Source organism: Mesorhizobium sp. WSM2240 (assembly GCF_040438645.1).
Classification (GTDB): Bacteria; Pseudomonadota; Alphaproteobacteria; order Rhizobiales; family Rhizobiaceae; genus Allomesorhizobium.
In genome coordinates this window covers 1600057-1625093 of record NZ_CP159253.1, presented here as the reverse complement: position 1 = coordinate 1625093, position 25037 = coordinate 1600057, and the positions used below count along the sequence as shown (strand labels likewise).

Below are 25037 nucleotides of genomic sequence, written 5' to 3'. Positions count from 1 at the left end.
AGCAAAACCACACCACATTGCCGGGGCCTTTTCAATCGTTCGGCGCGGGCACCCTCAGGCGATCTGCAATCGGGGGTAGATCACATATTCGGATAAACCGGCCCCTCGCCGCCCTGCGGCGGCACCCAATTGATGTTCTGGTTGGGATCCTTGATGTCGCAGGTCTTGCAGTGGACGCAGTTCTGCGCGTTGATAACGAAGCGCGCTTCCGGGTTGGTGTGCGAGACCTCGCCGCCCTTTTCTGCTGCGCCCGGACCGCCGGCCAGCGCATTGCCGTCGGCGTCGACCCATTCGTAGACCGCTGCCGGGCAATAGCGGGTCGACGGGCCGGAAAACACTGCGTATTCGGAGCGCTTCTGCAACTCCATGTCCTTGACCTGGAGGTGGACCGGCTGGTTCTCCTCGTGGTTGGTGTTGGACAGGAACACCGACGACAGCCTGTCGAAGGTCAGCACGCCGTCGGGCTTGGGATAGTCGATCCGCTTGTGCTTCTCGGCGGGTTCCAGTGAAGCGTGGTCCGGCTTGCCGTGCTTCATCGTGCCGAACAGCGAAAAGCCGAACAGCGTGTTCGTCCACATGTCGAAACCGCCGAGCGCGACGCCGGCGACCGTGCCGAAGCGCGACCAGAGCGGCTTGACGTTGCGGACCTTCTTCAGGTCCTTGCCGATATCGGTGGCGCGCCATGCGTTTTCGTAAGCTTCGAGCTCGTCATTCGCCCGCCCGGCGGCGATCGCGGCCGCGGCGTGTTCGGCCGCCAGCATGCCGGACAGCACCGCATTGTGCGAACCTTTGATGCGCGGTACGTTGACCATGCCGGCCGAGCAGCCGATCAGCGCGCCGCCTGGGAACGACAATTTCGGCACCGACTGCCAGCCGCCTTCGGTGATGGCGCGCGCGCCGTAGGAGATGCGCTTGCCACCCTCAAACGTCTTGCGGATGGCGGGGTGGGTCTTGAAGCGCTGGAATTCCTCGAACGGGGCGAGATAGGGGTTTTTGTAGTTCAGGTGTACGACGAAGCCGACCGCGACCTGGTTATCCTCGAGGTGGTAGAGGAACGACCCGCCGCCGGTCTTCAGGTCGAGCGGCCAGCCGAAAGTGTGCTGGACGAGGCCAGGCTTGTGATTCTCCGGCTTGACCTGCCAGAGTTCCTTGAGGCCGATGCCGTATTTTCCGGGCTGGCGGCCTTCGTCGAGTCCGTATTTCGAGATCAGCTGCTTGGCCAGCGAGCCCCGCGCACCCTCGCCGATAAGCACATATTTGCCGAGCAGCGCCATGCCGGGCGCAAAACCCGGGCCGTGCGTGCCGTCGCGCTCAACGCCCATGTCGCCGGTGACGACGCCGGTGACGGCGCCCGCATCATTGTAGATCAGGTCGGCGGCGGCGAAGCCTGGATAGATCTCGACGCCCAGCGCCTCGGCACGGCCGGCCAGCCAGCGGCAGACATTGCCTAGCGAGACGATGTAATTGCCGTGATTGTTCATCAGCGGCGGCATGGCGAAATTCGGAAGGCGGACGGAAGCAGACTTGCCAAGCACCAGGAATTGGTCGTCGGTGACCGGCGTCTTGAACGGGTGGCCTTCCTCGTCGCGCCAGCCGGGCAGCAGGCGGTCTATGCCGATGGGATCGACCACCGCGCCGGAAAGGATGTGCGCGCCAACCTCCGCGCCCTTTTCCAGCACCACGACCGAAAGCTCGGGGTTGACCTGCTTGAGGCGGATCGCAGCGGCGAGGCCGGCCGGCCCTGCGCCGACGATGACCACGTCGAATTCCATGCTCTCGCGTTCGATCTCGCTCATCAATACCTCCGCACTGGCTGCTTCCCCAGCCGCGCACCCGCTGTTCCAGGCTTCCCGTCGCGACCCAGGCATCTTGCTGGCAATGGCGCTCAATAGCCTATCCGAAAGCGACGCGAAACGGGCGCACTTGTCACAGTTTCGGCGCATGCCTGCACCAACTTCCAGGGCATAACTAACGTTCACGTAAACGTCAATTCTGCAGCAGCATAGGGCAATTCAACCGAATAGATGTGTTCGCGGGCTGAATTTTCATTCATACTTCACGCATGCGGTGCGCGAGGGTCTTCCGATGCATTCTGCAATGCCTGCGTCCTGGACGCGGGGGCGTATCGCACTTGCTTGGAAGCATCGCCCTGCTTTTCCTGCTTGCCTCGGCCGAAGCCCGAGCCCAAATGGTGGGAGATGACGGGCTTTGGCTCGCCGGCGCCTATTCGTTCTCCGATGAACTCGGTGGCTTCCACATAACCGGCGTCAGCGGCATGGGAACCAAGGCGGACCCGATCGTAGTCTCCCAGGAACTGCTGTCGGCGACGCCGGTAACGCTGGTAATCCGCACGACGCGCCCGATCCGGCCGTTCGAATCCCCTGATTTCTACGCCAACGGCATCCTGTACATGCGCGTCGAGCTTCTGAACAATAGCGGGCTGGCCTGGGTGGAGTTCGAGTTCGAGCTGCAGGAACTGCTCGGGCAGGCCAGCGTCTTCGGCGACGGCCTGTCCTTCGACCAGAGGACCTCGGACAAATCCAACATCTCGTCGGACAGTTTCGCGGAATTCAGCCGCGATTTCGAACCGTACGACAGGCTGTTGTTTCGCAACGGCAAGGTCGACCCGCAGAGAACGGGCGCATTCGGCTTCCTGATCACCGACTTCACACCCAAACGGCAATTTTATCTGGTGCAGGATCCGCGCATCCCGACCACGTGACTTGCAATCGCACCGCCCGCAGAGGAATGTGCCGCCATGACCTCGGCCGCCCGAAACCAGCCCCCGGATCTTCGCGACCTGCTCGCCTTCTACGCCGAAGCCGGCGCATACGAGGCGCTGGTCGAGGAGCCGGTGAACAGGTTCGAGGAGCGCCCGCCGACCGCTGTACAAATTGCCCCTCACCCTTACCCTCTCCCCGTGAAGGACGGGGAGAGGGAGACGTCAGCGCCGCCGGCTCTCCCTTCTCCCCGTTTTTCACGGGGAGAAGGTGCCCGTGGGGCGGATGAGGGGCAGGCGCAGCCATTGCCGCCCAAAGCCGCCGTGCCCGACGGCGCGCAGGCGGCGCTGGCGCGGGAACTTGCCGCGCAATCGTCGACGCTCGACGAGTTGCGTGAGCACATGGCGCGGTTCGAGGGCTGCAACCTCAAATTCACCGCGAAGAACACGGTCTTTGCCGACGGCAATCCGGATGCGGCGGTCATGCTGGTCGGCGAGGCGCCGGGGCGCGACGAGGATGTCGAGGGCCTTCCGTTCGTCGGCCGCTCCGGCCAATTGCTCGACCGAATGCTGGCTGCGATCGGACTTGACCGCAATTCGGTCTATATCGCCAACGTCATTCCGTGGCGGCCGCCCGGCAACCGCACGCCGACGCCGCATGAAACGGAAATCTGCCGCCCATTCATCGAGCGGCAGATCGAGCTCGCCGGACCCAAGCTGCTGATCACGCTGGGCGGGCCGTCGGCGAAGCTCCTGCTCAATACCGTCGACGGCATCCTGCGCCTGCGCGGCAACTGGCGCTCGCATGTGACGGCTTCGGGCGTTGCGATCCCGACCATGCCGACCCTGCATCCGGCCTATCTCCTGAGAAATCCCGCCCACAAGAAGCTTGCGTGGCGGGACTTCCTCGAAGTGAAGGCGAAGCTGAAGCAGTTAGGCTAGAGTCAGGCCGCCGCCGCGCTCGCGCGGCGCATGCCGACGAACTGGAGTTCGGCCAGGACCGCAACCGCCAGCGCCTGCGCCGCCACGAAGGCGATGCCGAGCACATTGGGCGTGACAAGGCCGCTGAACAGCAGGCCGAAGCTTGCCGTCGCCCAGAGCGCATTTATCCCTATGATGTCGATCAGGATCAGCCGCGGCACGGACTGGCGACGAAGAGTGCCAATAAGCAGCGCCACAAACGGCACCAGCACGATCCCCGCCCAGAACAGCAGCCCCGACGGCAGGCCGAGCAGCGGCGACAGATAGGGCGCGCCGACAACCATCAGGATCGCGGCCGCGCCGCTGACGGCTGCGTCTGCCGCGAGAATGTTGCGGAGGAAGGGGGTCATGGTGACGGTCATGGCAGAACTCCTGTTGGTCTCGTGTCCCGGCCGTTCGTTGCGGCCATGGATCGAGATTGCCGGGTTCGGAGCGCCCTGGCGATTACGCTACAGGTAATAGGAATGCATATCGCCTCGAGCTAATCTCACCGCCATGACAACCACAGCCTCAGCCGCCTCACCCGTTCCGTCTTTCGGCACCATGCTGCGCGAATGGCGCACCCGCCGCCGCATGAGCCAACTCGACCTTGCTTCGGAAGCCGAGATCTCACAGCGGCATCTGAGCTTCGTCGAAAGCGGACGCGCCGCGCCCTCGCGCGAAATGGTGCTGCACTTGGCCGAGCAACTGGCGGTTCCGCTCCGCCAGCGCAACCAGCTGCTGCTTGCCGCCGGCTATGCGCCGAGCTTTAATGAGCGGCCCCTCGAAGATCCCTCACTTGCGCCGGCCATGAAGGCTGTCAATTTGGTGCTCAAGGGGCACGAACCCTATCCGGCCATCGCCGTCGATCGCCACTGGAACCTCATTGCCGGCAACGCGTCGATAGGGCCGTTCCTGGAAGGCATTGCGGAAGAGTCGCTGCTTCAGCCGCCCGTCAACGTGCTGCGGCTCAGCCTGCATCCGGGCGGGCTTGCGCCGCGCATTCTCAACCTCAACGAATGGCGGGCGCATCTGATCGAACGGCTGAAGCGCCAGAACGACGCCGTGGCCGACCCGGTGCTGGCCGAACTCGAAAGGGAGTTGCTGTCCTATCCCGGCGCGCCGCGGACCGGCCGCCCGCCGCAACCGGACCCGATGGCGATCGCGCACCCGCTGCGCATCAGGCAAGGCGGCGCTACCCTGTCCTTCATCAGCACGATAACCGTTTTCGGGACGCCGCTCGACGTGACGCTGTCGGAATTGGCGATCGAATCCTTTTTCCCGGCGGACGAGGAGACCGGGGCGGCGTTGCGCAGTCTTGCGGCGAGCTAGGCGGTCCTGCCTCCCGTCATTCGTCGCCGAAAGCCAAATCGTTTTCTCGGCTTCGCCGATCACTCCTCAGCCCTGCGGCGGGGTGATCTTGCGCGCTGCGCCGCGCGGCAGGCCCAGTTGGTGTTCGCGCCAGATGATGAAGATGCCGGCGCCCACAACGATCGCGCCGCCGACAAGCATGTGTATGGTCGGAATATCGCCGAAGGCGAAATAGCCGACCGCAATACCGAGGATCATCGAGGTGTATTCGAACGGCGCGACGGTCGACACATCGGCGTGCCGGTAGGCTTCGGTCATCAGCAACTGCGCGATGCCGCCGCTGATCCCGGCCGACACCAGCAATGCCGTCTGGGTCAGAGAAAGCGCCGCCCAGCCGAATGGCAAGGTCAAAAGCGAAATGACGCTTGCTGTCAGCGAAAACCACAGCACGATCGTGCCAGTTTTTTCCGTGTGGACGAGGCTGCGCACCAAAAGCATGGCGCCCGCCGACACGGCCGCACCGGCAAGTGCGGCAGCGACACCCAGCATTTGCTGGTCAGCGATCGCCGGGCCGGCGCGGAACAGCGTCAGCTGCGGCCAGGAAACGATGCAGACGCCGATCAGCCCGACCACCACCGCGCTCCAGCGATAGGCGCGTACAATCTCGCCGAGGAAGATTGCGCCCATGACGACCACCAGCAGCGGCTGGGCGTAGTTCAGCGTGATCGCCTCGGGCAGCGGCAAGCGCGTCAGTGCAAAGAAGCTTAGCCCCATGGCGGTAACGCCGACGACGCCGCGGGCGACATGGCTCAGGGGCCGCGTGGTGTGGAATGCCGTCCACAGATCGCCGCGCCAGGCAAGGAACACCAGGATCGGCAGCATCGCGAAGAATGAGCGGAAGAAGACTATCTGGCCGGCAGGCAACTGGCCCGCGGCCTTGATCAGAGCCGACATCGCCACGAAGATGGCCACGGAGGCGACTTTGAAGGCGATGCCGATAAGCGGACTGCTGCGCCGTGACGAACCGGACGTCACTTCTCCGCCGCGCCCTGTATGGCCGACCATATCCGGTGGGGCGTCGCCGGCATGTCGATATGGCCGATGCCATAGGCGCGGTAGAGCGCGTCCGTCACCGCATTGATGGCGGCGGGGGCCGCGCCGATGGTCCCGGCCTCGCCGGCTCCCTTTATGCCGAGCGCGTTGGTGGTGGAGGGCACGTTGCGCGTCTCGAAATGGAAGAACGGAAAATTGTCGGCGCGCGGCATCGCGTAGTCCATAAAGCTCGCGGTCAGGAGTTGCCCGTCCTCGGAATAGACAGTGTCTTCGCTCAGCGCCTGGCCGAGCCCCTGGACGACGCCGCCATGCACCTGGCCGGCGAGCAGGATCGGATTCACCGTCGCGCCGAAATCATCGACGATGGTATAGCCGACGATTTCCGTCTGCCCGGTGTCAGGGTCGATCTCGACCTCGCAGATATGCGTCCCGTTCGGGTAGGTCGCTTCGTCCTGCACGAACTCACCGAATCCCGTCAGGTCCTCGGGCTGCTTGGCAGCCTTGGCCACATCCGCGAAGCCGATCGCGCTGTCGGTTCCGACGATACGGGCCATGCCGTCGACCAATTCGATGTCGGCCGCGGACGCCTCGAGTTCGTCGGCGGCGATCCTGCGGATTTTTTCCGCCAGATCCTCGCCCGCGCGCGCAGCCGAGACGCCACCCAGCGGGATCGAGCGCGAGCCGCCGGTGCCGCCGCCCGTGGCGAGCCGGTCGGTGTCGCCCTGGTGCATCTTCACCTTCGAAATGTCGATATTGAGCTTTTCGGCAATGAACTGGGCGTAGGCGGTGGCGTGGCCCTGCCCATTGGTCTGGGTGCCGATCAACAGCGTCACCGTGCCGTCGCCGTTGAGTTCGACATGCGCCGGCTCCGAGCCCGCGAAGGCGCATGCCTCGATATAGGTAGCCATGCCGATGCCGCGGATTTTTCCCGCTGCTTTGGACGCCGCGAGCCGATTGTCGAAGTCTTTCCAGCCGGCCCGCTCCATCGCCAGCCGCATGTGCCCTTCAAACTCGCCGACATCGTAGAGCCGGTCGGTCTGCGTGCGGTAGGGAAACTGTTCGGGCCTGATGAAATTGCGGCGCCGGACTTCATCGGGGCCGATGCCGAGGTCGCGCGCGCAGGCATCGACCAGCTTTTCCAGCAGGAAAGCCGCCTCCGGCCTGCCCGCTCCTCGATACGCGTCAACGGGGCAAGTGTTGGTGTAGACGCCGGCGATCGAGACATCCAGCGCCTGAATGTCGTAGACGCCGGTCGACATGGTCGCGCCGACATAGGGGATGAACGGGCCGTATTGGGAAACATAAGCGCCCATATTGGCGACGAGGTCGACACGCAGCGCCAGGAAGCGGCCATCAGCGTCCATCGCCATTTCGGCGGTGACGATATTGTCGCGCCCTTGCGCATCGGTGAGGAAGTGCTCGGTCCTGTCGCCAGCCCATTTGACCGGGCGGCCGAGCCGCCTCGCCGCCTCCAGTACCAGCGGATATTCGCGATAGACGAAGGTCTTGGGGCCGAAGCCGCCGCCGACGTCGGGGGTGATGACGCGCAGCTTTTCCGGCGCGATCTTCAGCACCTGCTTGGCGATGACACTCTGCATCGAATGCACGCCTTGCGAGCCGGTGGTCAGCACGAAGCGGTCTTCGTCCGCTTTCCACTCGCCGATCGCCGAGCGCGCCTCCATGTAGTTGCAGACGAGCCGGTTGTTAACGAATTCTATGCGGGTAACGGTTGCCGCCCGGGCAAAGGCCGCTTCGGCCTTGGCGCGGTCGCCGAAATGATAGGTGAATGCCCGGTTGGTACCGAGCTCCGGCCACACCAGCGGCGTTTCGGGGTCGAGTGCGGCCGCCGTCGCGCTTGCAGCCTCCTCGCTTTCATAGTCGATTTCGATGAGTTCGGCCGCATCCTGCGCCAGCGCGCGACTGTCGGCGACCACGAAGGCGACCGCGTCCCCGACATAGTTCACCCGGTCGCGGCACAGGATCGGAATGTCGCGGGTCGGAGCGCGGCTGCCGTCCGGCTGTTTCTGCATAGCGCCCGAACGCAAAGCGCCGAGATGCGCGATATCCTCACCCGTCAGCACCAGGTGCACGCCCGGCGCAGCCTTCGCCTGCTCGACAGAGCTGATCGTGAACGCTCCCTTGGCGACCGGCGAGCGAAGGACGTAGCCGTGCAGCAGGCCGGCCGGCGCAATATCGTCGGTGTAGCGGCCCTGGCCGGTGATGAAGGCCTGGTCCTCCAGACGCAGGACGGAAGCGCCCATCCCGAATTTCGGCGTGACGACGGTCATGAAGGCCCCACAAGGATTGTTGGAAAAATGCCAGCCCGAAATAAGCTCGGTCGCAGTTTTGTCGAGGGAGCGTTTCGTGTAAAGAGCACCACCTCGATTTTATTGGACCAACATGCTGGCCCTCGAACTGCCGGAATTCGACAGGAAAGTACCGTAATGCGCACAGACACCGGCCAGGTTTTCCGGCTCGAGGACTACCGCCCCAGCGACTATTTGATCCCTCAAACCAACCTGACGTTCAGGCTTTCGCCCGACCAGACCATCGTCATCGCCGAACTTACCATCGAACGCCGCGCCGGCGTTGACAGGGGCACGGCGCTGGTGCTGGACGGCGACGGCCTTGAGCTGAAGCGCGTCGCCATCGATGGCCGCTCCTTGGCTCCTTCGGAATTTGGGGCGACGCCGGACAAACTGATCATATCGAGCCCGCCGCCCGAGCCGCGGTTCAAGCTCACCATCGAAACCGAGATCGCGCCGTCGAAGAATCAGGCGCTGATGGGGCTCTACCGCTCCAACCGCGTCTATTGCACGCAGTGCGAGGCGGAAGGATTCCGCCGCATCACCTATTTCCTCGACCGGCCGGACATCCTCTCGGTCTATACCGTGCGCATCGAGGCCGGGCGCGAGGAAGCGCCGCTGCTCCTTTCCAACGGCAACCTCGCCGAATCCGGCGATCTCGGCGATGGCCGTCACTTCGCCGTCTGGCGCGACCCCTTCCCGAAACCGTCTTATCTGTTCGCGCTGGTGGCCGGAAATCTGGGCGTCGTCGGCGACAGCTTCGTCACCGCGTCGGGGCGCGATGTGGAACTCGGCATCTATGTCGAGCATGGCAAGGAGCGGCTCGCAGCCTACGCGATGGACGCGCTCAAACGGTCGATGCGCTGGGATGAGGAAGTGTTCGGGCTGGAATACGATCTCGACGTCTTCAACATCGTCGCGGTTTCGGATTTCAACATGGGGGCCATGGAAAACAAGGGCCTCAATGTCTTCAATGACAAATATGTCCTGGCCGACGAGGAGACAGCCACCGACGCCGATTTCGCCAATATCGAGGCGATCATCGCTCATGAGTATTTCCACAATTGGACAGGAAACAGAATCACTTGCCGCGACTGGTTCCAGCTTTGCCTGAAGGAAGGGCTGACGGTTTACCGCGACCATGAGTTCTCTGCTGACCAGCGTTCGCGCGCCGTCAAGCGCATCGCCGAGGTGCGGACGCTCAGAGCGCACCAGTTTCCCGAAGACCAGGGGCCCCTCGCCCACCCGGTCCGCCCGCGCCGCTATCGCGAGATCAACAATTTCTACACGGCCACGGTTTACGAGAAGGGCTCCGAGGTCGTGCGCATGATCCGCACCATTCTCGGCCCAAAACTTTTCCGCAAGGGCATGGACCTCTATTTCGAGCGCCATGACGGCGAGGCCGCGACGATCGAGGACTTCCTGAGAGTGTTCGAGGACGTCTCGGACCGCGACCTCTCACAGTTCGCCCTCTGGTATCATCAGGCCGGCACTCCCAATCTCACCGTCACCACTTCGCACAATCCGGCTTCCGCGGAATTCACGCTGGAGATCGAGCAGTCGGTGCCGCCTACCCCCTCCGAGAGCCGCAAGCGCCTGATGCACATCCCGCTTGCCTTCGGGCTCGTCGGGCCTGACGGCAAGGACATGGCGTATAGAGGCGCGGAAGGCGCGAGCGTCGAGAACGGCGTCATCCACATCCGCAAGCGTCGCCATGTCGTCCGCTTCTCGGGTGTCTCGGAGCGGCCCGCTGTCTCGCTGAACCGCGGTTTTTCCGCTCCGATCACGCTCTCCGTCGAGCAGCGTCCGGAGGACCAGTTCTTTCTGGCGCGGCATGACAGCGACGCATTCTCCCGCTGGCAGGCCTTCAATACGCTGCTCAGCGAAGCGCTCATCGCGGCGTTCCGCAGCAGGCTCGGCGGCAAGGAGCCCGAATTCTCGGGTGGCCTGGCCGAACTCGCCGGCACGATCGCCTGCGATGAGGCCTTGGAGCACGCTTTCCGCGCGCTGGCGCTGACCCTGCCGGGCGAAGCCGATATTGCGCGCGAGATCAGCGCCAATATCGATCCCGACGCTGTCTTTGCCGGGCGCGAAGCCCTGACGGCCATGGTCGCCAAAGTCAATTGCGACCGGTTCTCGGCGCTCTACCGGCAACTCGACGGCAAGGGTCCGTTCAGCCCGGATGCGGCGAGCGCGGGCCGGCGGGCGCTTCGCAACGCGCTGCTGGACTATCTCTCGGCCCTCGAAGGCGGAGCCCCTCTGGCCTCGGCTCATTTCACCGGCGCAACCAACATGACAGACCGTGCAGCGGCGCTCACCGCGCTGGCGCACCGTCACGCCGGCTCGACGGAAGCCCGCGAGGCGCTTGCGGCGTTCGAACGCAAATACCGAGCCGATCCTCTGGTCATGGACAAATGGTTCCAGATCCAGGCGGCGACGCCGGGACCCAGCGCGGTTGACGCGGTGCGAGCGCTGATGAAGCATCCGGGCTTCTCGATAACCAATCCCAACCGCGTGCGCTCGCTGGTCGGCACTTTCGTCAGCGCCAACCAGACCGGCTTCCACCGTCCTGACGGCGCAGGATACCAGCTGTTCGTCGAGACCGTACTGGCCGTCGAGAAGCGCAATCCGCAGGTCGCCGCGCGCCTGGCGACGGCGCTGAGGTCTTGGCGCTCGCTCGAACCGGTGCGCCAGGCAAAGGCGCGCGAGGCGCTGCTGGCGATTTCATCGACGCCGAACCTATCGGCCGATCTGCGCGATATCGTCGAGCGCACGCTGGCCTGAGGTCGGAATGCGAGTTGGTCCTTCGAGGCTCGGCTTCGCCTCGCACCTCAGTATGAGGGCGATTGGGCTTGCTTCGTGGCACCTTAGAAGCGCGTCCAGTAATGCTGAATCAGGTGTACCAGCGCTTCAGAACTCAGGGGAGCGGCACCCAGCTCCCTCATCCTGAGGTGCGAGCGAAGCGGGCCTCGAAAGACGCACAACAATTCTTTTGCACACGCCACTGGACAAGCCGAATCACCTCTGATTCTTTAGGGCAGATTCGGATGTGCGGCGTTGCCGGATCGTCAACGAAAAAAGTCTTGGGGAGCCTGTCGATGGCGAAGACGGACGCGTGGGGCGCGCCCGGCGGCACTGATTTTGTCCGGCGCAAGGGCAACACCCTCGCCGGCAATGCCCGCATCATCGCCGAACCAGCTTACAGGCGGCTTCTCGCCGCGGAGCCTCTGTTGCGTCGGTCCATCCCTGTCCTGATCGTCATCTTCCTGCTCGTCGTGGCGGGCGCGCGTTTTCTTTCGCTGATGGCGCTGCAGGATGAGATCGAGCGCAACGCAAAGGCCGTCCTCAATCTCGCCGCCGGTGAACTCGTCAATTCCATGATGGTGGCGTCAGCGGGCGGCGAACTCGATCAGGCGGCGAGCCGCAATCTGCTCGAACGTACCGTTCAACATGGCTCGATGGGCAGCCGGCACGTGCTGGCGCTGACCGACGAGGCGTTCCGGATCACCGCCGTGACCCCTGAATCGACCGGGTGGGAAGGCGAAATGCTGGACGCTATCATGATCGGCGGACAGCCGCTTTTCATGTTCGGCGAGCGCGCCGGGATCATGGAAGTTCGCATCGACGGCCGCGACTGGTACGCAGCCCTCAATCTCACCGCCGACCGCAAGGGCGCCGCCGCGGTGCTGATCCAGCGCGACGCGGTGTTTGCCGAGTGGCGCAAGACGGTGTCGCTCAACGTCACGCTGTTCGTTCTGACCGCAGGCGTGCTGATCATCATCCTCTACGCCTATTTCACGCAAGCAGCACGCGCCCAGGCTGCCGACCGCATCTATCTCGAGGCCCATCAGCGCATCGACCTTGCACTTGTGCGTGGGCGCTGCGGCCTGTGGGACTGGGACATGGTGCGCGGCAAGATGTACTGGTCGCGCTCCATGTACGACATGCTCGGCTACAAGCCTTGCGACACCATGCTGTCCTTCGGCGAGGTCCACGAGATCATCCACGAAGACGACGGCGACTTGTTCGAGCTCGCAAACCGCATTGTAGCCCGCGAAATCGACCATATCGACCAGGTGTTCCGTATGCGCCACGCCGACGGTCGCTGGGTGTGGGTGCGCGCGCGGGCGCAGGTGATCGATCCGCAAGCGCCGGAAATCCAGCTGATCGGTATCGCCGTCGACGTGACCGAACAGCGGCATCTGGCGCTGCGGTCCGAAGCCGCCGACATGCGGCTCAGAACGGCTATCGAGAACATCAACGAATCCTTCGTCCTATGGGATTCGCAGCAGCGCCTGGTCATGTGCAACAGCAAATATCAGCAGGATAACGGCCTGTCGGATCGCGATGTCATGCCGGGCATTTCCCGGCAGGCTCTGGAAGAGCGGATGGTGGCCTTCGCGTCCGAGCGTCGGCTGGCCAACGCCAACGGCCCGAGCGGCGCGACCTATGAGCGGCAGCTGGCCGACGGGCGCTGGCTGCAGGTCAACGAATTGAAGACGCGCGACGGCGGCACGGTGTCGGTCGGCTCCGACATCACGCTCATCAAGCAGCATCAGGAAAAGCTGGTCGACAGCGAACGACGGCTGATGGCGACCATTCACGATCTGAGCCTTGCCCGGCGGGCCGAGGAAGAGCGGGCGCGCGAGATGGTCGAGCTCAACCGCAAATATATGCGCGAGACAGAGCGCGCCGAAGCCGCCAATCGCGCCAAGTCCGAGTTCCTGGCCAACATGTCCCACGAGTTGCGCACGCCGCTCAACGCCATCATCGGCTTCTCGGAGCTGATGGAATCCGGCCTGTTCGGGCCGCTCGGCTCGGACCGCTACGAAGAATATGCCAGCGACATCGCCGGCAGCGGCAAATATCTGCTTGGCGTCATCAACGACATACTCGACATGTCCAAAATCGAGGCAGGGCAATTCTCGATGGAGCGCGAGGAGATCGATCTCTGTCCTCTGATACGAGAGACCGTGCGCGTCGTGTCGCTGCAGGCTGCGGAAAAGTCCATCATGGTGGAGACGCAGATCGCCGAATCGATGACGATCGTTGCCGACCGGCGCGCGATCAAGCAGATCGTCATCAACCTCCTGTCGAACGCGGTGAAGTTCACCGGCCAGGGCGGCCATATCTCGGTCCGGGCGCGCAACGTCTCGGGCGCTCTGATGCTGACGATCGAGGATACCGGCTGCGGCATTCCCAAGGACGCGCTGAGCAAGTTCGGACGGCCGTTCGAGCAGGTGGAGAACCAGTTTTCCAAGAGCCACACAGGCTCCGGCCTCGGCCTGGCGATTTCCAAGTCGCTCGCCGAGCTGCATGGCGGCGCGCTGAAAATACGCTCGACCGAAGGCGTCGGCACCATCGTCTCGGTGCGCATTCCGATCCGCAAGGGAATGGCGGCGACCAAAGCCGCCGCCTGACCGGAGTAAGCAAAAGCCGGCGGATTTTGCCCGCCGACTTCTGGACTAGTGGCGTCCTCTGCGGACGTGCTTGCGCTGCGGCATCTCCCCCTTGACCACCTTGCCGTCGTCATTGCGGTCCATCAGCGCGAACATCTTCTTCTGGCGCGACTCGATCTCGGCCGCGGTCAGCATGCCGTCGCCATCCGTGTCGAACCGGTCGACGATGCGCTGCGCGCGGCGTTCAGCCCGCATGCGCTCAATGGCGGAGGCGATCTCGGCCACCGTCATCTTGCCGTCGCCATCGGCATCCGCCGTGCCCATGCGGGTCTTCATCGCCGCCGAGAACTCCTCGAAGGTGATATCGCCGCTCTTGTCGGCATCGGTCCGCTCGAAGCGCATCCCGCGCATGTCGCCGCGCCTTCCATCATTGTCCGCGGCCATTGCGGTGCTTGCGGTTCCGGCGAGCGCGAGGAATGCGATTGCGAGCTTGGTCGATTTCTTCATGGTCTTCTCCTGTTGCATCGTCACCCCCGATGCAGTTCGAAACAGAGTTCGGGCATCCCATCCCCTCATTTCCGTTTCGCTCGAAGCAAAAGGTCGAAATGGCTTCGCACCTTTTGCGCCGTCTCCTTGACGTGCGCTTCCAGCACGCCGAATTCGGGCAGGTCGGTCGCGCGCAGCATCAGGTCGGAAAGACCCGGCGGCACGTCGTTACGGTCAAAATTTCCGGTCAGGCAGAGCCGAATCATCTGCGTCAGCGCGAGATAGAGTGCGTAGGCATCGGACAGATCCTGCCTGGTCTGGGCGTCCGCGAAGCCAGGGGCAAGCCGCGACAGGATTTCGGCCGTACCCGTAGCGCGGCTGCCAGCCTCCACCCTAAGCGTCAGCACCGCGACCTGAGCGATGAACTCGAGATCGATCAGCCCACCGGGGATGAGCTTGATGTCCCACTGGTCGCGCGGCGGCTTCTCCTTCTCAAGCAACTCCCGCATCTCGACCGCATCCGTGGTGATCTTGGCGCGGTCGCGCGGCAGTTTCAGCACCGCCGTCACCTCGGCTTCCGCCTCGGCGCAAAGCGACTTGTCGCCGGCGACTGCCCTCGCCCGCGTCAGCGTCATGTGCTCCCACGTCCAGGCGTGCTCGCGCTGATATTTCCGGAACGCGTCGATATGGGTGGCGACCGGCCCTTTATTGCCGGATGGCCGCAGGCGCAGATCGAGCTCGTAGAGCACACCTTCGGCCGTCGGTGCTGAAACGGCTGCGATCAAGCGCTGCGTCATGCGCGCGAAATAGTGCGAGGGCGCCAGCGGCTTCTCGCCGTCGGATTCTTCTGCGTCGTCATCATGGTCGTAGAGCAGGATGAGGTCGACATCCGATCCCGCAGTGAGTTCGCGGCTGCCGAGCTTGCCCATGCCGAGGATCGCCGCCCTGCCGCCGGGTACCCTGCCGTGACGACGTGCGAATTCGACCATCACCGCGTCGAGCGCCGCCCCGATCGTCAGATCGGCCAGATCGGAAAACGCCTTGCCGGCGCGCGCCGCGTCGATAGAGCCTGCAAGCAGCCGCACGCCGATCAGGAATTTCTGCTCGGCGGCGAAGATGCGCAGCCGGTCGAGCACTTCTTCATGCGCCTTAACGCCTTGGAGAAAAGCTCCCAGCCGGCCGGCCAGATAGGCCCGGTTGGGCAGTTCGGAAAGCAGCGCCGGGTCGAGCAGGCCATCGAAGACATGGGGACGGCGGGTGATGATGCCGGCAAGCCTGGGCGCAGCACCCATTATGGTCGCCAGCAGCCTCAGCAGCGCCGGATTGGACTGCAGCAGCGAAAACAACTGGATACCGGCAGGCAGGCCGGCCAGGAATTCGTCGAAACGCAGCAGCGCCTCGTCGGCGCGCCGGGTCGAACCGAACGCTTCGAGCAGCGCCGGCGTCAGTTCGGTCAGCCTCTCTCGCGCCTCCGCCGACTGCGTCGCGCGGTAGCGGCCGAAATGCCAAGTGCGGATCACCCGGCAAATATCGCTCGGCCGCTGGAAACCCAGACGGTGCAGCGTCTGCAACGTGTCGGGGTCGTCGACATCGCCGGTGAACACCAGATTGCCGATGCCGGAGGACAGTTCCGGAGCGGTTTCGAACAGCGCCGCATAGTGCCGCTCTACTTCGTGCAGGGAGGCTCGGAAACGCGCCGAGAACTCACCCTTATCACGGAAGCCCAGCATATGGGCGATCCGTTCGAGGCCTTCGTCGTCCTCCGGCAGGATATGCGTCTGCTCGTCGGCGACCATCTGGATCGCGTGCTCCACGCGCCGCAGGAACCAGTATTGGCTGGTCAGCGCGTCGCGCGCCTCGGCCGTGATCCAGCCGCGCGCCGCCAGTTCGCCGAGCATCGGGACGGTCTGGCGGCCGCGCAGTTCCGGAAACCGGCCGCCCGCGATCAATTGCTGCGTCTGCACGAAGAACTCGACCTCGCGAATGCCGCCACGTCCGAGCTTCACGTTATGGCCCTTCACCGCGACGTCGCCATGCCCCTTATGCGCATGGATCTGGCGTTTGATCGAATGGACGTCGGCAATTGCCGCGAAATCCATGTATTTGCGCCAGACATAGGGCTGGAGTTCGCGCAGGAACCCAGCGCCCGCTGCGAGGTCGCCCGCCACCGGCCGCGCCTTGATCATGGCCGCGCGCTCCCAGTTCTGGCCGCGACCCTCATAATAGTTGAGCGCCGCCGCCACCGGGATCGCGAGCGGCGTCGAGCCGGGATCGGGGCGTAGGCGCAGATCGGTCCGGAAGACATAGCCGTGCTCGGTCCGATCCTGGAGTATGCGCACCAGCCGGCGCGTCAGCCGGGCGAAGAGTTCGGATGCCTCATACGGATCAGTGACCGCCGGCGCTTCGGGATCGAAGAACACGACGAGATCGATGTCGGACGAGAAATTGAGCTCGTGCGCGCCGAGCTTGCCCATGCCGAGCAGGATCCAGCCCGAACCTTCTGCCGGCCGGTCGGGATCGGGCAGTTTCAGCTTGCCTTGGAAATGCGCCTCGCGAAGCAGGAAATCCGCTGCTGCGGTTGCGCATGCGTCGGCAAGCGCGCTCAGCCTGCCGACAGTCGCCTCCGTGTCAGCCTCGCCCGCCAGTTCCGCAAGCGCGATCAGGAAATGCGCCTCCAGCTTCAGCCGGCGCAGATCCATCATCAGGCCCTTTTCCGAAACCGCTTGCGCGCGCACGGCGGCGGCGATTTCCGTTTGGACCGAAGAAAGCCGCGCCTCGATCGCGTGATCGAACAACGCGTCGAGGATTTCCGGCCGGCGACGGGCGCAGTCGCGAAGGAAGGCGGAGAGGTCGAATATGGCGGCGAGCAAATCCTGCTGCGCCCCCTTGCCGGCCAGAAATGCCGCAAGGCGCTCGAATCCTGCCTCGCCGGCGGCGTCGGCGATCTCTGAAAGCTCACGCCGGGCCCGCGTCGGGTCGAGCGGCTTAAGCGCCACCGCGGGCCTGATCAGCAATTCAGCCGCCTTCGCCTTGGCCGTCGCGCTTGCCGCCATCTATCCGCCCCGTTCCGGAAAACTCATGATGACCGATAATCCGGGATCGGCAGGTAAAAGATCAAGCCGCCCGCCGTGAAACGTCATGACCGCCTTGGCGAGGCTCAAGCCCAGGCCCGAGCCGGGCTGCGTCCGGCTCTGTTCGAGGCGCACGAAGCGTTCGGTTGCGCGCTGCCGGTCAGCATCATCGGCGATGCCCTGGCCGTTGTCGGTCACGGCGAGCCTGACCTCGCCCGCCTTTTTCTCCAGCGTGACGCGCACCACCGGCTTTTCCGTCGCACCCGCCGAATATTTGATCGCATTGTCGACGATATTGGAAAGCGCCTGGCCGATCAGCTCGCGGTTGCCCTCGATGACGAACTCGCCCGCAACCTCGGCCTCAAGCGCGACGCCGACTTCCTCGGCCGCCGGCTCGTAAAGCTCGACCACGTCGCGCGCCGCATCCGCAAGATCGACCTTCGACACGGATTCGGCGGAGTAGCCGGCCTCCAGCCGCGAAATCATCAGTATGGCGTTGAAGGTCCGGATCAGCTGGTCGGATTCGGCGATGGTCCCTTCCAGCGCCTCGCGATATTCCGCCGTCTCGGGCTTCCCGGACAGGGCGGCCTCGGCGCGATTCCTCAGCCGCGTGAGCGGCGTCTTCAGATCATGCGCGATATTGTCCGAAACCTGCTTCAAGCCCTCGTTCAGATTGGCGATCTTGGCCAGCATGGCGTTCAGGTTTTCGGAAAGCCGGTCGAATTCGTCGCCGGCGCCGGTCACCGGCAGCCGCCCGGAGAGATCGCCTCCCATGATGCGACGCGAGGCCTCGGAAACATTGTCGATGCGTTTCAGTGCGTAGCGCCCGACGAAGTACCAGATCAGCAGGCCGCCCAGACCCATCATGCCGAGCGCCACCATCAGCGCGCGGCGCACCACCACGCGGAAGCGCTCGGGCTCGCCGAGATCGCGCCCGACCAGCAGGATCATCCGGTTGGGCAATCTCAGCACCAGCGCGATGGCATCGTGCGTCGAGAGGGAACCCTCCTGCTCAGGGGTGGAGACCTGCCGGCGTTCGGGATTCGCCTCGCCAAAGCGCTGATAGGCGAACGGCCGGTCGGTCCAGCCGTCAGTCTCGAGCACGCCGTGTTCGAGGCTTTCCACATTTCCGGAAAGGATGCGGCCGTTGGCGTCGGCGATCAGATAGAGGTTGGCGCCGGGCTGGCGCGCGCGCCGCTCGACGGTTCGGACGAGCAGCGGCAGGCCGCCGCGCTGATAGGCGCGGCCAAGCCCCTGCACTTCCTCGTTGATGGTCTGCTGCGTCTGCGCGGTCAGCATGCGGACCGAAAGCGAGGTCATGTAGAAGACCAGGAGCAACGCGCAGGCAGCAAACAGCAACAGATACATCGCCGAGAGCCGCGCCGCCGTCGTCTTCATGATGGCGGGCAGCGCCATCGATCAGGCGGCCTTGAGCATGTAGCCGGCGCCGCGCACCGTGTGCAGTATCGGACTGTCGAAGCCCCTCTCGATCTTGCCGCGCAGCCGCGAGACATGCACGTCGATCACATTGGTCTGCGGGTCGAAATGGTAGTCCCAGACGTTTTCAAGCAGCATTGTGCGCGTCACCACCTGGCCGGCGTGGCGCATCAGATATTCGAGCAGCTTGAATTCGCGCGGCTGCAACGAGATCTCGCGGCCGCTGCGGCGCACGGTGTGCGACAGCCGGTCGAGTTCGAGATCGCCGATGCGGTAGACGGTGTCGGCTTCCTTGAAGCTCGCCCGCCGGTTGAGCACCTCGACGCGCGCCAGAAGCTCGCTGAAAGCAAAGGGCTTGGTAAGATAGTCGTCGCCGCCGGCCCTCAAGCCTGTCACGCGGTCGTCAACCTCACCCAGCGCCGAAAGGATCAGCACCGGCGTGGTGTTGCCGCGTGATCTCAGCCCGGCAATGACCGAAAGCCCGTCGCGCCGCGGCAACATGCGATCGACGATCATCACGTCATAATCGCCGGAATCGGCGAGCGCGAAGCCGGTTTCGCCGTCGCCCGCGACATGAGCGGTGTGGCCGGCCTCCCTCAGCGCCTTTTGCAGATAGTCGGCCGCTTCGCGATCGTCTTCGATGACCAGAATCTTCATGCGCTCACTATACGCAAATTCGTCATCGGCTGCGGGTGCGATATTCATGACCGTTCTCCAAAATCAACGGCAGCAGGCGATGGGCGCCTGCTGCCGTCGGAACCGGTGCGGAGTACGAGGATACAGGCCGGTTCCGTCTTCTCCGGCGCGGCGGCTCGGGGGTGCTGAGACCGCGCGCGCCGGAAAGCTCATCAGCTGGCTGCGACAGGCAGCGCCACGAACAGGTTGGTATCGTCGCGGGTCACCTGCACCAGAACCGACTTGCGGCCGGCCTTGGCGGCTTCCTGCATCGCCTTGGAGACGTCGGCTGCACCGTTCACTTCGGTCGAGTTGACCGAGGTGATCACGTCGCCGGCCTGGATGCCGCGTTCAGCCGCATCGCTGTCGGGCGCAACATCGGTCACGACCAGGCCCTTACCGTCATCGGCCTTGGTCACCGTCAAGCCGAGATCGGCAAGCGTGCCGGTCTCCTGAGCCGGAGCCTGCGGATCGAGCGCAGCCTGCTTCTGCTCACCCGGCAGTTCGCCGAGCTCGAGCTTCATAGTTTCGTTCTTGCCGTTGCGCCACAGCGTGACCTCGACGGTCTTGCCGGGCTCGATGCCGCCGATAAGACGGGCAAGTTCGCGCGGCGAGGAGACGTCCTTGCCGTCGACCTTGGTGATCACGTCACCTGCGACGATGCCGGCTTCCTTGGCCGGACCGTCGGGCTGGGCTTCGGACACCAGTGCGCCCTTGGCATTGGCCAGGCCGAGCGATTCACCGATCTCGTCGGTGACCGGCTGGATCTGGACGCCGAGCCAGCCGCGCGAGACACGACCGTCCTTCATCAGTTCGTTGACGACCAGCTTCGCGGTCGAGGCGGGGATGGCGAAAGCGATGCCGACATTGCCGCCCGAGGGCGAGAAGATCGCGGTGTTGATGCCCACGACTTCGCCCTTGAGGTTGAAAGCGGGACCGCCGGAATTGCCGCGGTTCACCGCCGCGTCGATCTGGATGAAGTCGTCGTAAGGACCGGCGCCGATGTCGCGGCCGCGGGCCGAGACGATGCCGGCCGTGACCGTACCGCCGAGGCCGAACGGATTGCCGACGGCCACGACCCAGTCACCGACGCGAACCTTGCCGTCATCGGCGAATTCGACATAGGTGAACTTGCGGCCGTTTTCCTCGACCTTGAGGACAGCGAGGTCAGTGCGCGGATCGGTGCCGATCAGCTTGGCGTCGAGTTCGTCGCCATTGTCCATCACGACGACCAATTCGGAGCCGCCCTGGACCACATGGTTGTTGGTGACCAGGTAACCGTCCTCGGAGATAAAGAAGCCGGAGCCCTGCGCCATCGGGCGAGCTTGCCCACGGCCGCCGCGGCGTTCGAAGCGCCGGCCGCGATCCTGGTCACGGTCGCCACGGAATTCGCGGAAGAAGCGCTTGAGCGGATGGTCGTCCGGCAGGTCTTCGAAGCCTTCCGGGCCGGTGAAAAAGTCGCCGCCGCGTTCGGCCGCAGGCGCGAAGCTGGCCTTGACCTGGACGCTGACGACCGCAGGCGAAACGCGCTCGACGACATCGGCGAAGCCGGGCGCCTGGGCCTGGGTTTCGACCGTTGCTGCTTCGGCCTGCACCGGCACGGTGCCGGAAGCGACAGCGCCGAAGCCGACCGCGCCTGCGACGGCTACGGAGGCTACAGCGGCCAAAAGCCGCTTGCGGGTGCGTGAAAGGGGATTTCCTTGGGTGTTCATCGTATCTCGTATCCTCTTCTGCGGATTCTGCGGATGCGCGGAGAGCGGCATCACTGGCAAAAGAGATAGAGATCGGCACATTACCACGCCATTTCCGGCGGATGAAATTTTGGTAATGTCAACGGCAGTGGCAAACTCCATGTCTGGAACGACCGTCTGACTCCGGAACTTTCCTTCGGGCGATGTGCAGCATACGGTGCGGCGCGAGACGCGTGCTCCCACTGGATGAAGATATTGGCTGACACCGACGACCCTGGGACTGTTCAGGCCGAGATTGCGTTCTGGCTGATCGGCCCGGCCAGGCAGCGCGGCACTCCGGAGGAGATCGTCGGAGGGTTGGCGGCACGGCTTGTTGCGGCCGGCATTCCGCTGCGGCGCGTGCGGATCGGCCAGTCAGTCGCCAATCCGCTGATCAGCGCCTGGGGCGTGATATGGACCAGAGGCGGCGGAGCCGAGCGCTATACGGTGCCGCGCGGCATGCTCGCAACGGACTCTTACAGGGGCAGCCCCATCGAGCGCGTAGTCGTCTCGCGGACGAGCTTTCACCACTCGCTCGAACAGTTGGTGGAAAAACGCGACCATCCGGTCCTGTTCGAACTGGCGGCAGCAGGCAGCACCGACTATCTCGCGCTGCCTCTCGAATACGGCGACGGCTCGGTTCAGGTCGGCGCCTTTACTACCGACCGGCCCGGTGGCTTTTCCGACCGCGATGTAGCGCTAATCGAGGCGCTGGCTCCGGCAGTCGCTGCTGCGCTGGAGCCAGCGGCCATGCGTCACTCGATGGCGAGCCTGCTCGAGGTCTATCTGGGCGCCGGGCCCGCCGACCGTATCGGCAAAGGCGCTTTCCGGCGCGGACAAACAACGGAGATCGAAGCGGCGGTTCTGGTCACCGATCTGCGCGATTTTACCGGGCTCTCGGAACGGTTGCCGCCGGAAGATCTGCTGGAGAGCTTGGGAGCCTACTTCGAGGTCGTCGTTGACGCCGTACGGTCAGAGGGCGGTGATGTGCTGAAATTCGTCGGCGACGGCGTTCTTTCCGTCTTCTCGGCCGAAGAGCACGGCCGCGACGAGGCTTGCATGCGTGCTGCCCGCAGCATAGCCCAAGCCTTTGGACAGCCCGCCGTTTCGGACAAGCCCTTCGTTGCCGCAATGCATGTTGGCCCCGTCGTGTACGGCAATATCGGCAGCCTCGACCGCCTCGACTTTACCGTTGTCGGCCCGACCGTAAACTACCTCAGCCGCCTCGAAAGCGCGGCCAAGCTGCTCGACAGGAAGGCCGTCTGCTCGAAAGAAGTCGCCTCAGTGCTGCCGTCGAGCATGATCCGCGATCTTGGCCGGCATACGCTAAAAGGATTCGCCGACCCGCAAGCGGTATTTGAACTGAAACTGCCAGAGATCCTTGAGTCTTGATGGACCAGGCGGACCAGACACGAGCGCAAGGGTGCGCCGCTATCTTTCGGCCTCTCCGAGGATGCGGCTGAGCGCCGCCTCTTCCTCTTCCGACAGTTTGGTCTCGGTTCGTCGCCTGGACCGGGCGGAGAGGATTGCAAAGATGCTGCCACCGATGAGCAGAATGAGCGGCGTGCCCCATAGCAGCGCATTGCGGATGCTGAAGCGAGGCTTCAAAAGCACGAACTCGCCATAGCGGGAAACGATATAGTCGATCACATCGGCGTCGCTGTCTCCGGCCTTCAACCGGTCGCGCACCAGCACCCGAAGGTCGCGGGCGAGTTCGGCGTCGGATTCGTCGATGGACTGGTTCTGGCAGACCATGCAGCGCAGTTGCGCCGACAGATCTCTCGCACGCGCCTCCAGCGTCTCGTCCTGCAGGACCTCGTTCGGCTGGACGGCCGCAGCAGGCGCTGCGACCAGCAGCGCCACGACAACCGCGAGGCCGGCAAGCGCCCGCATCATGACGGCAGTCCCGGAGCAGGCTTTTCCGCAGCCGGACGCGCACGCCTCGACGGCGCGCCGACACGAAGCCGCCGGTCCATCAGCGACACGGCAGCGCCGATCATCATCACCAACCCGCCGATCCAGATCAGCGTCACCAGAGGCTTCCACCAGACCCTTACGACCACGCCGCCATCCGCCGTCGGGTCGCCGAGCGAGACGTAGAGCTGGCTGGGCCATATAGTCTTGATCCCTGCCTCCGTCGTCGGCATCTGGCGCGCCGTGTAGAAGCGTTTCGACGAAACCAGTTCGCTGGCCGCCTCGCCGTCCGCACCGATCAGTTCGAAATGCCCACGCTCCTCGGTGTAGTTCGGCCCGCGCGCCGGCCTCAGGCCATCGAAACGAAGCGTATAGCCTGCAATTTCCATCGTCTCGGCGGGGCGCATGGCAAGGATCTTCTCCTGCTCGAACGACAGCACGCCGACAAGCCCGAGCGTCGTCAGTCCGACGCCGAGATGGGCCAGCGCCGTTCCGAAAACCGATTTCGGCAGACCGACGAGGCGGTGCAGCATGATGTGGCCCGAAACGCTGCCGAAGCCCGATTTCAGCGCGAGGTCGGTCAGCGCCCCGAGAACCAGCCAAACTGCCAGCCCGATGCCGAGCGCCGCGAACACCGACGCGCCGTCGACGAACATCATCACAACGAGCACCGCCAGCAGCGCGCCGGCGAAGGCCGCCATCAGTCGCTGTCCGGCGCCGTAGAGATCGCCGCGCTTCCACGCCAGCACCGGTCCGAACGGCACGACTGCCAGCAGCGGCACCATCAGCGGCCCGAAGGTCAAATTGAAGAACGGCGCGCCGACCGAGATCTTGTCGCCGGTGATCGCCTCCAGCACCAGCGGATACAAAGTGCCGACCAGTACGGTCGCGGTCGCCGTGGTCAGGAAGAGATTGTTGAGGACCAGCGCACCCTCCCGCGAAATCGGATGAAACACGCCGCCGGCGGTCAGGCTGCCCGCGCGTATCGCGAAAAGCGCCAGCGAGCCGCCGATGAACAGCGTTAGGATGCAAAGGATGAAAACTCCGCGGCTCGGGTCGGTTGCGAAGGCGTGCACGGAAGTCAGCACCCCGGATCGGACGAGGAATGTGCCCAGCAGCGACAGCGAAAAGGTCAGGATGGCGAGCAGCAGCGTCCAGATCTTCAGCGCCGAGCGCTTTTCCATGACGATCGCGGAATGCAGCAGCGCCGTGCCGGCCAGCCACGGCATGAACGAGGCGTTCTCGACCGGATCCCAGAACCAGAAGCCGCCCCAGCCGAGCTCGTAATAGGCCCAGTAGGAGCCCATGGCGATGCCACCGGTCAGGAACATCCATGCGGCCAGCGTCCATGGCCGCACCCAGCGCGCCCAAGCGGCGTCGATCCGGCCCTCGATCAGGGCCGCCACAGCGAAGGAAAAGCAAACGGAAAAGCCGACATAGCCGAGATAGAGCATCGGCGGATGAACCGCGAGGCCGATGTCCTGCAGGATCGGATTGAGATCGCGGCCCTCGATCGGCGCCGGGACGAGCCGCGCGAACGGGTTCGACGTCGCCAGGATGAAAAGCAGGAACGCCGCACCAATCCAGCCCTGAACGGCCAGCACATTGGCGCGCAGCGTCGAGGGGAGATTGGATCCGAACACCGCTACTAGCGCCCCGAAAAGCGTCAGGATCAGCACCCAGAGCAGCATCGAGCCCTCGTGATTGCCCCAGGTCCCGGTGAACTTGTAGAGCATCGGCTTCAGCGAGTGGGAGTTCTCCCAGACATTCGCCACCGAGAAATCGGACTGCACATAGGCCGTGGTCAGCGCGGCGAAGGACAGCGCCGTCAGCGCGAAGCCGGCGACCGCGACTGGGCCGCCCACCGCCATCATCCGCTCATTGCCAGCGCGCGCGCCAAACAGCGGCACGACCGACTGCACCAGCGCCAATGCGAAGGCCAGAACGAGCGCGAAATGTCCGGTTTCGACCATGCC

At 64.4% G+C, this 25037-nt stretch carries 17 protein-coding genes; 6 read left to right on the top strand and 11 right to left on the bottom strand.

The features are described from left to right. Positions 1 to 80: 80 nt before the first annotated feature. Entirely contained in the window at positions 81 to 1796 is a 1716-nt protein-coding gene (locus ABVK50_RS07730; RefSeq protein WP_353642113.1) for an electron transfer flavoprotein-ubiquinone oxidoreductase, read from the bottom strand. Positions 1797 to 2188: 392 nt separating this feature from the next. Here ABVK50_RS07730 and ABVK50_RS07725 point away from each other — a divergent pair, with 392 nt between their 5' ends. Both ABVK50_RS07725 and ABVK50_RS07720 read left to right on the top strand, forming a co-directional pair. After that, on the top strand, positions 2189 to 2722 hold the full coding sequence (locus ABVK50_RS07725; RefSeq protein ID WP_353645988.1) for a hypothetical protein: 534 nt from the start codon (positions 2189 to 2191) through the stop codon (positions 2720 to 2722). A 36-nt stretch (positions 2723 to 2758) separates the two neighbouring features. Next, positions 2759 to 3661 (top strand): uracil-DNA glycosylase, encoded by a 903-nt coding sequence (locus tag ABVK50_RS07720; protein ID WP_353642114.1) that lies wholly within the window; start codon positions 2759 to 2761, stop codon positions 3659 to 3661. A 2-nt stretch (positions 3662 to 3663) separates the two neighbouring features. Here ABVK50_RS07720 and ABVK50_RS07715 read toward each other — a convergent pair whose 3' ends face one another. After that, the gene (locus ABVK50_RS07715; RefSeq protein ID WP_353642115.1) at positions 3664 to 4062 is read right to left on the bottom strand and encodes a hypothetical protein; all 399 of its coding nucleotides are present in this window, start codon (positions 4060 to 4062) and stop codon (positions 3664 to 3666) included. 133 nt (positions 4063 to 4195) lie between these two features. Here ABVK50_RS07715 and ABVK50_RS07710 point away from each other — a divergent pair, with 133 nt between their 5' ends. After that, positions 4196 to 5011: a helix-turn-helix transcriptional regulator gene (locus tag ABVK50_RS07710; RefSeq protein WP_353642116.1), complete on the top strand. Its 816-nt coding sequence runs from the start codon at positions 4196 to 4198 to the stop codon at positions 5009 to 5011. 66 nt (positions 5012 to 5077) lie between these two features. On the opposite strand, the gene ABVK50_RS07705 is transcribed toward ABVK50_RS07710, so the two are convergent. Both ABVK50_RS07705 and ABVK50_RS07700 read right to left on the bottom strand, forming a co-directional pair. Next, positions 5078 to 6055 carry a DMT family transporter gene (locus ABVK50_RS07705; RefSeq protein ID WP_353642117.1) on the bottom strand — a complete coding sequence of 326 codons (978 nt, stop codon included), beginning with the start codon at positions 6053 to 6055 and terminating at the stop codon, positions 5078 to 5080. Continuing rightward, positions 6022 to 8331 carry a xanthine dehydrogenase family protein molybdopterin-binding subunit gene (locus tag ABVK50_RS07700; RefSeq protein WP_353642118.1) on the bottom strand — a complete coding sequence of 770 codons (2310 nt, stop codon included), beginning with the start codon at positions 8329 to 8331 and terminating at the stop codon, positions 6022 to 6024. Before ABVK50_RS07700 ends, ABVK50_RS07705 begins: the two co-directional genes overlap by 34 nt. 156 nt (positions 8332 to 8487) lie before the next feature. Between ABVK50_RS07700 and pepN the strand changes: the two genes are divergently transcribed. Beyond that, on the top strand, positions 8488 to 11133 hold the full coding sequence (pepN, locus tag ABVK50_RS07695) for an aminopeptidase N (protein ID WP_353642119.1): 2646 nt from the start codon (positions 8488 to 8490) through the stop codon (positions 11131 to 11133). 314 nt (positions 11134 to 11447) lie between these two features. Next, positions 11448 to 13769, top strand: a complete 2322-nt coding sequence (locus ABVK50_RS07690) for an ATP-binding protein (protein WP_353642120.1) — start codon at positions 11448 to 11450, stop codon at positions 13767 to 13769. Between the two features lie 45 nt (positions 13770 to 13814). Here the strand turns inward: ABVK50_RS07690 and ABVK50_RS07685 are convergent, their stop codons facing one another. The 5 genes from ABVK50_RS07685 to ABVK50_RS07665 all read right to left on the bottom strand — a co-directional run bounded on the left by ABVK50_RS07685 (position 13815) and on the right by ABVK50_RS07665 (position 21129). Beyond that, the gene (locus ABVK50_RS07685) at positions 13815 to 14255 is read right to left on the bottom strand and encodes an acid-shock protein (protein ID WP_353642121.1); all 441 of its coding nucleotides are present in this window, start codon (positions 14253 to 14255) and stop codon (positions 13815 to 13817) included. 65 nt (positions 14256 to 14320) lie between these two features. Beyond that, positions 14321 to 17287, bottom strand: a complete 2967-nt coding sequence (locus ABVK50_RS07680) for a bifunctional [glutamine synthetase] adenylyltransferase/[glutamine synthetase]-adenylyl-L-tyrosine phosphorylase (RefSeq protein ID WP_353642122.1) — start codon at positions 17285 to 17287, stop codon at positions 14321 to 14323. After that, positions 17288 to 18721: an ATP-binding protein gene (locus ABVK50_RS07675; RefSeq protein ID WP_353642123.1), complete on the bottom strand. Its 1434-nt coding sequence runs from the start codon at positions 18719 to 18721 to the stop codon at positions 17288 to 17290. A gap of 3 nt (positions 18722 to 18724) precedes the next feature. Next, positions 18725 to 19399: a response regulator transcription factor gene (locus tag ABVK50_RS07670; protein WP_353645989.1), complete on the bottom strand. Its 675-nt coding sequence runs from the start codon at positions 19397 to 19399 to the stop codon at positions 18725 to 18727. 191 nt (positions 19400 to 19590) lie between these two features. After that, positions 19591 to 21129: a Do family serine endopeptidase gene (locus ABVK50_RS07665; RefSeq protein ID WP_353642124.1), complete on the bottom strand. Its 1539-nt coding sequence runs from the start codon at positions 21127 to 21129 to the stop codon at positions 19591 to 19593. A gap of 234 nt (positions 21130 to 21363) precedes the next feature. Here ABVK50_RS07665 and ABVK50_RS07660 point away from each other — a divergent pair, with 234 nt between their 5' ends. Beyond that, positions 21364 to 22539 carry an adenylate/guanylate cyclase domain-containing protein gene (locus ABVK50_RS07660; RefSeq protein WP_353642125.1) on the top strand — a complete coding sequence of 392 codons (1176 nt, stop codon included), beginning with the start codon at positions 21364 to 21366 and terminating at the stop codon, positions 22537 to 22539. Between the two features lie 39 nt (positions 22540 to 22578). On the opposite strand, the gene ABVK50_RS07655 is transcribed toward ABVK50_RS07660, so the two are convergent. Continuing rightward, positions 22579 to 23043, bottom strand: a complete 465-nt coding sequence (locus ABVK50_RS07655) for a cytochrome c-type biogenesis protein (protein WP_353642126.1) — start codon at positions 23041 to 23043, stop codon at positions 22579 to 22581. Next, complete coding sequence (locus ABVK50_RS07650; protein WP_353642127.1) at positions 23040 to 25034, bottom strand: heme lyase CcmF/NrfE family subunit; 1995 nt, start codon at positions 25032 to 25034, stop codon at positions 23040 to 23042. The genes ABVK50_RS07655 and ABVK50_RS07650 overlap by 4 nt, the downstream gene beginning before the upstream one ends. Positions 25035 to 25037 lie beyond the last annotated feature (3 nt).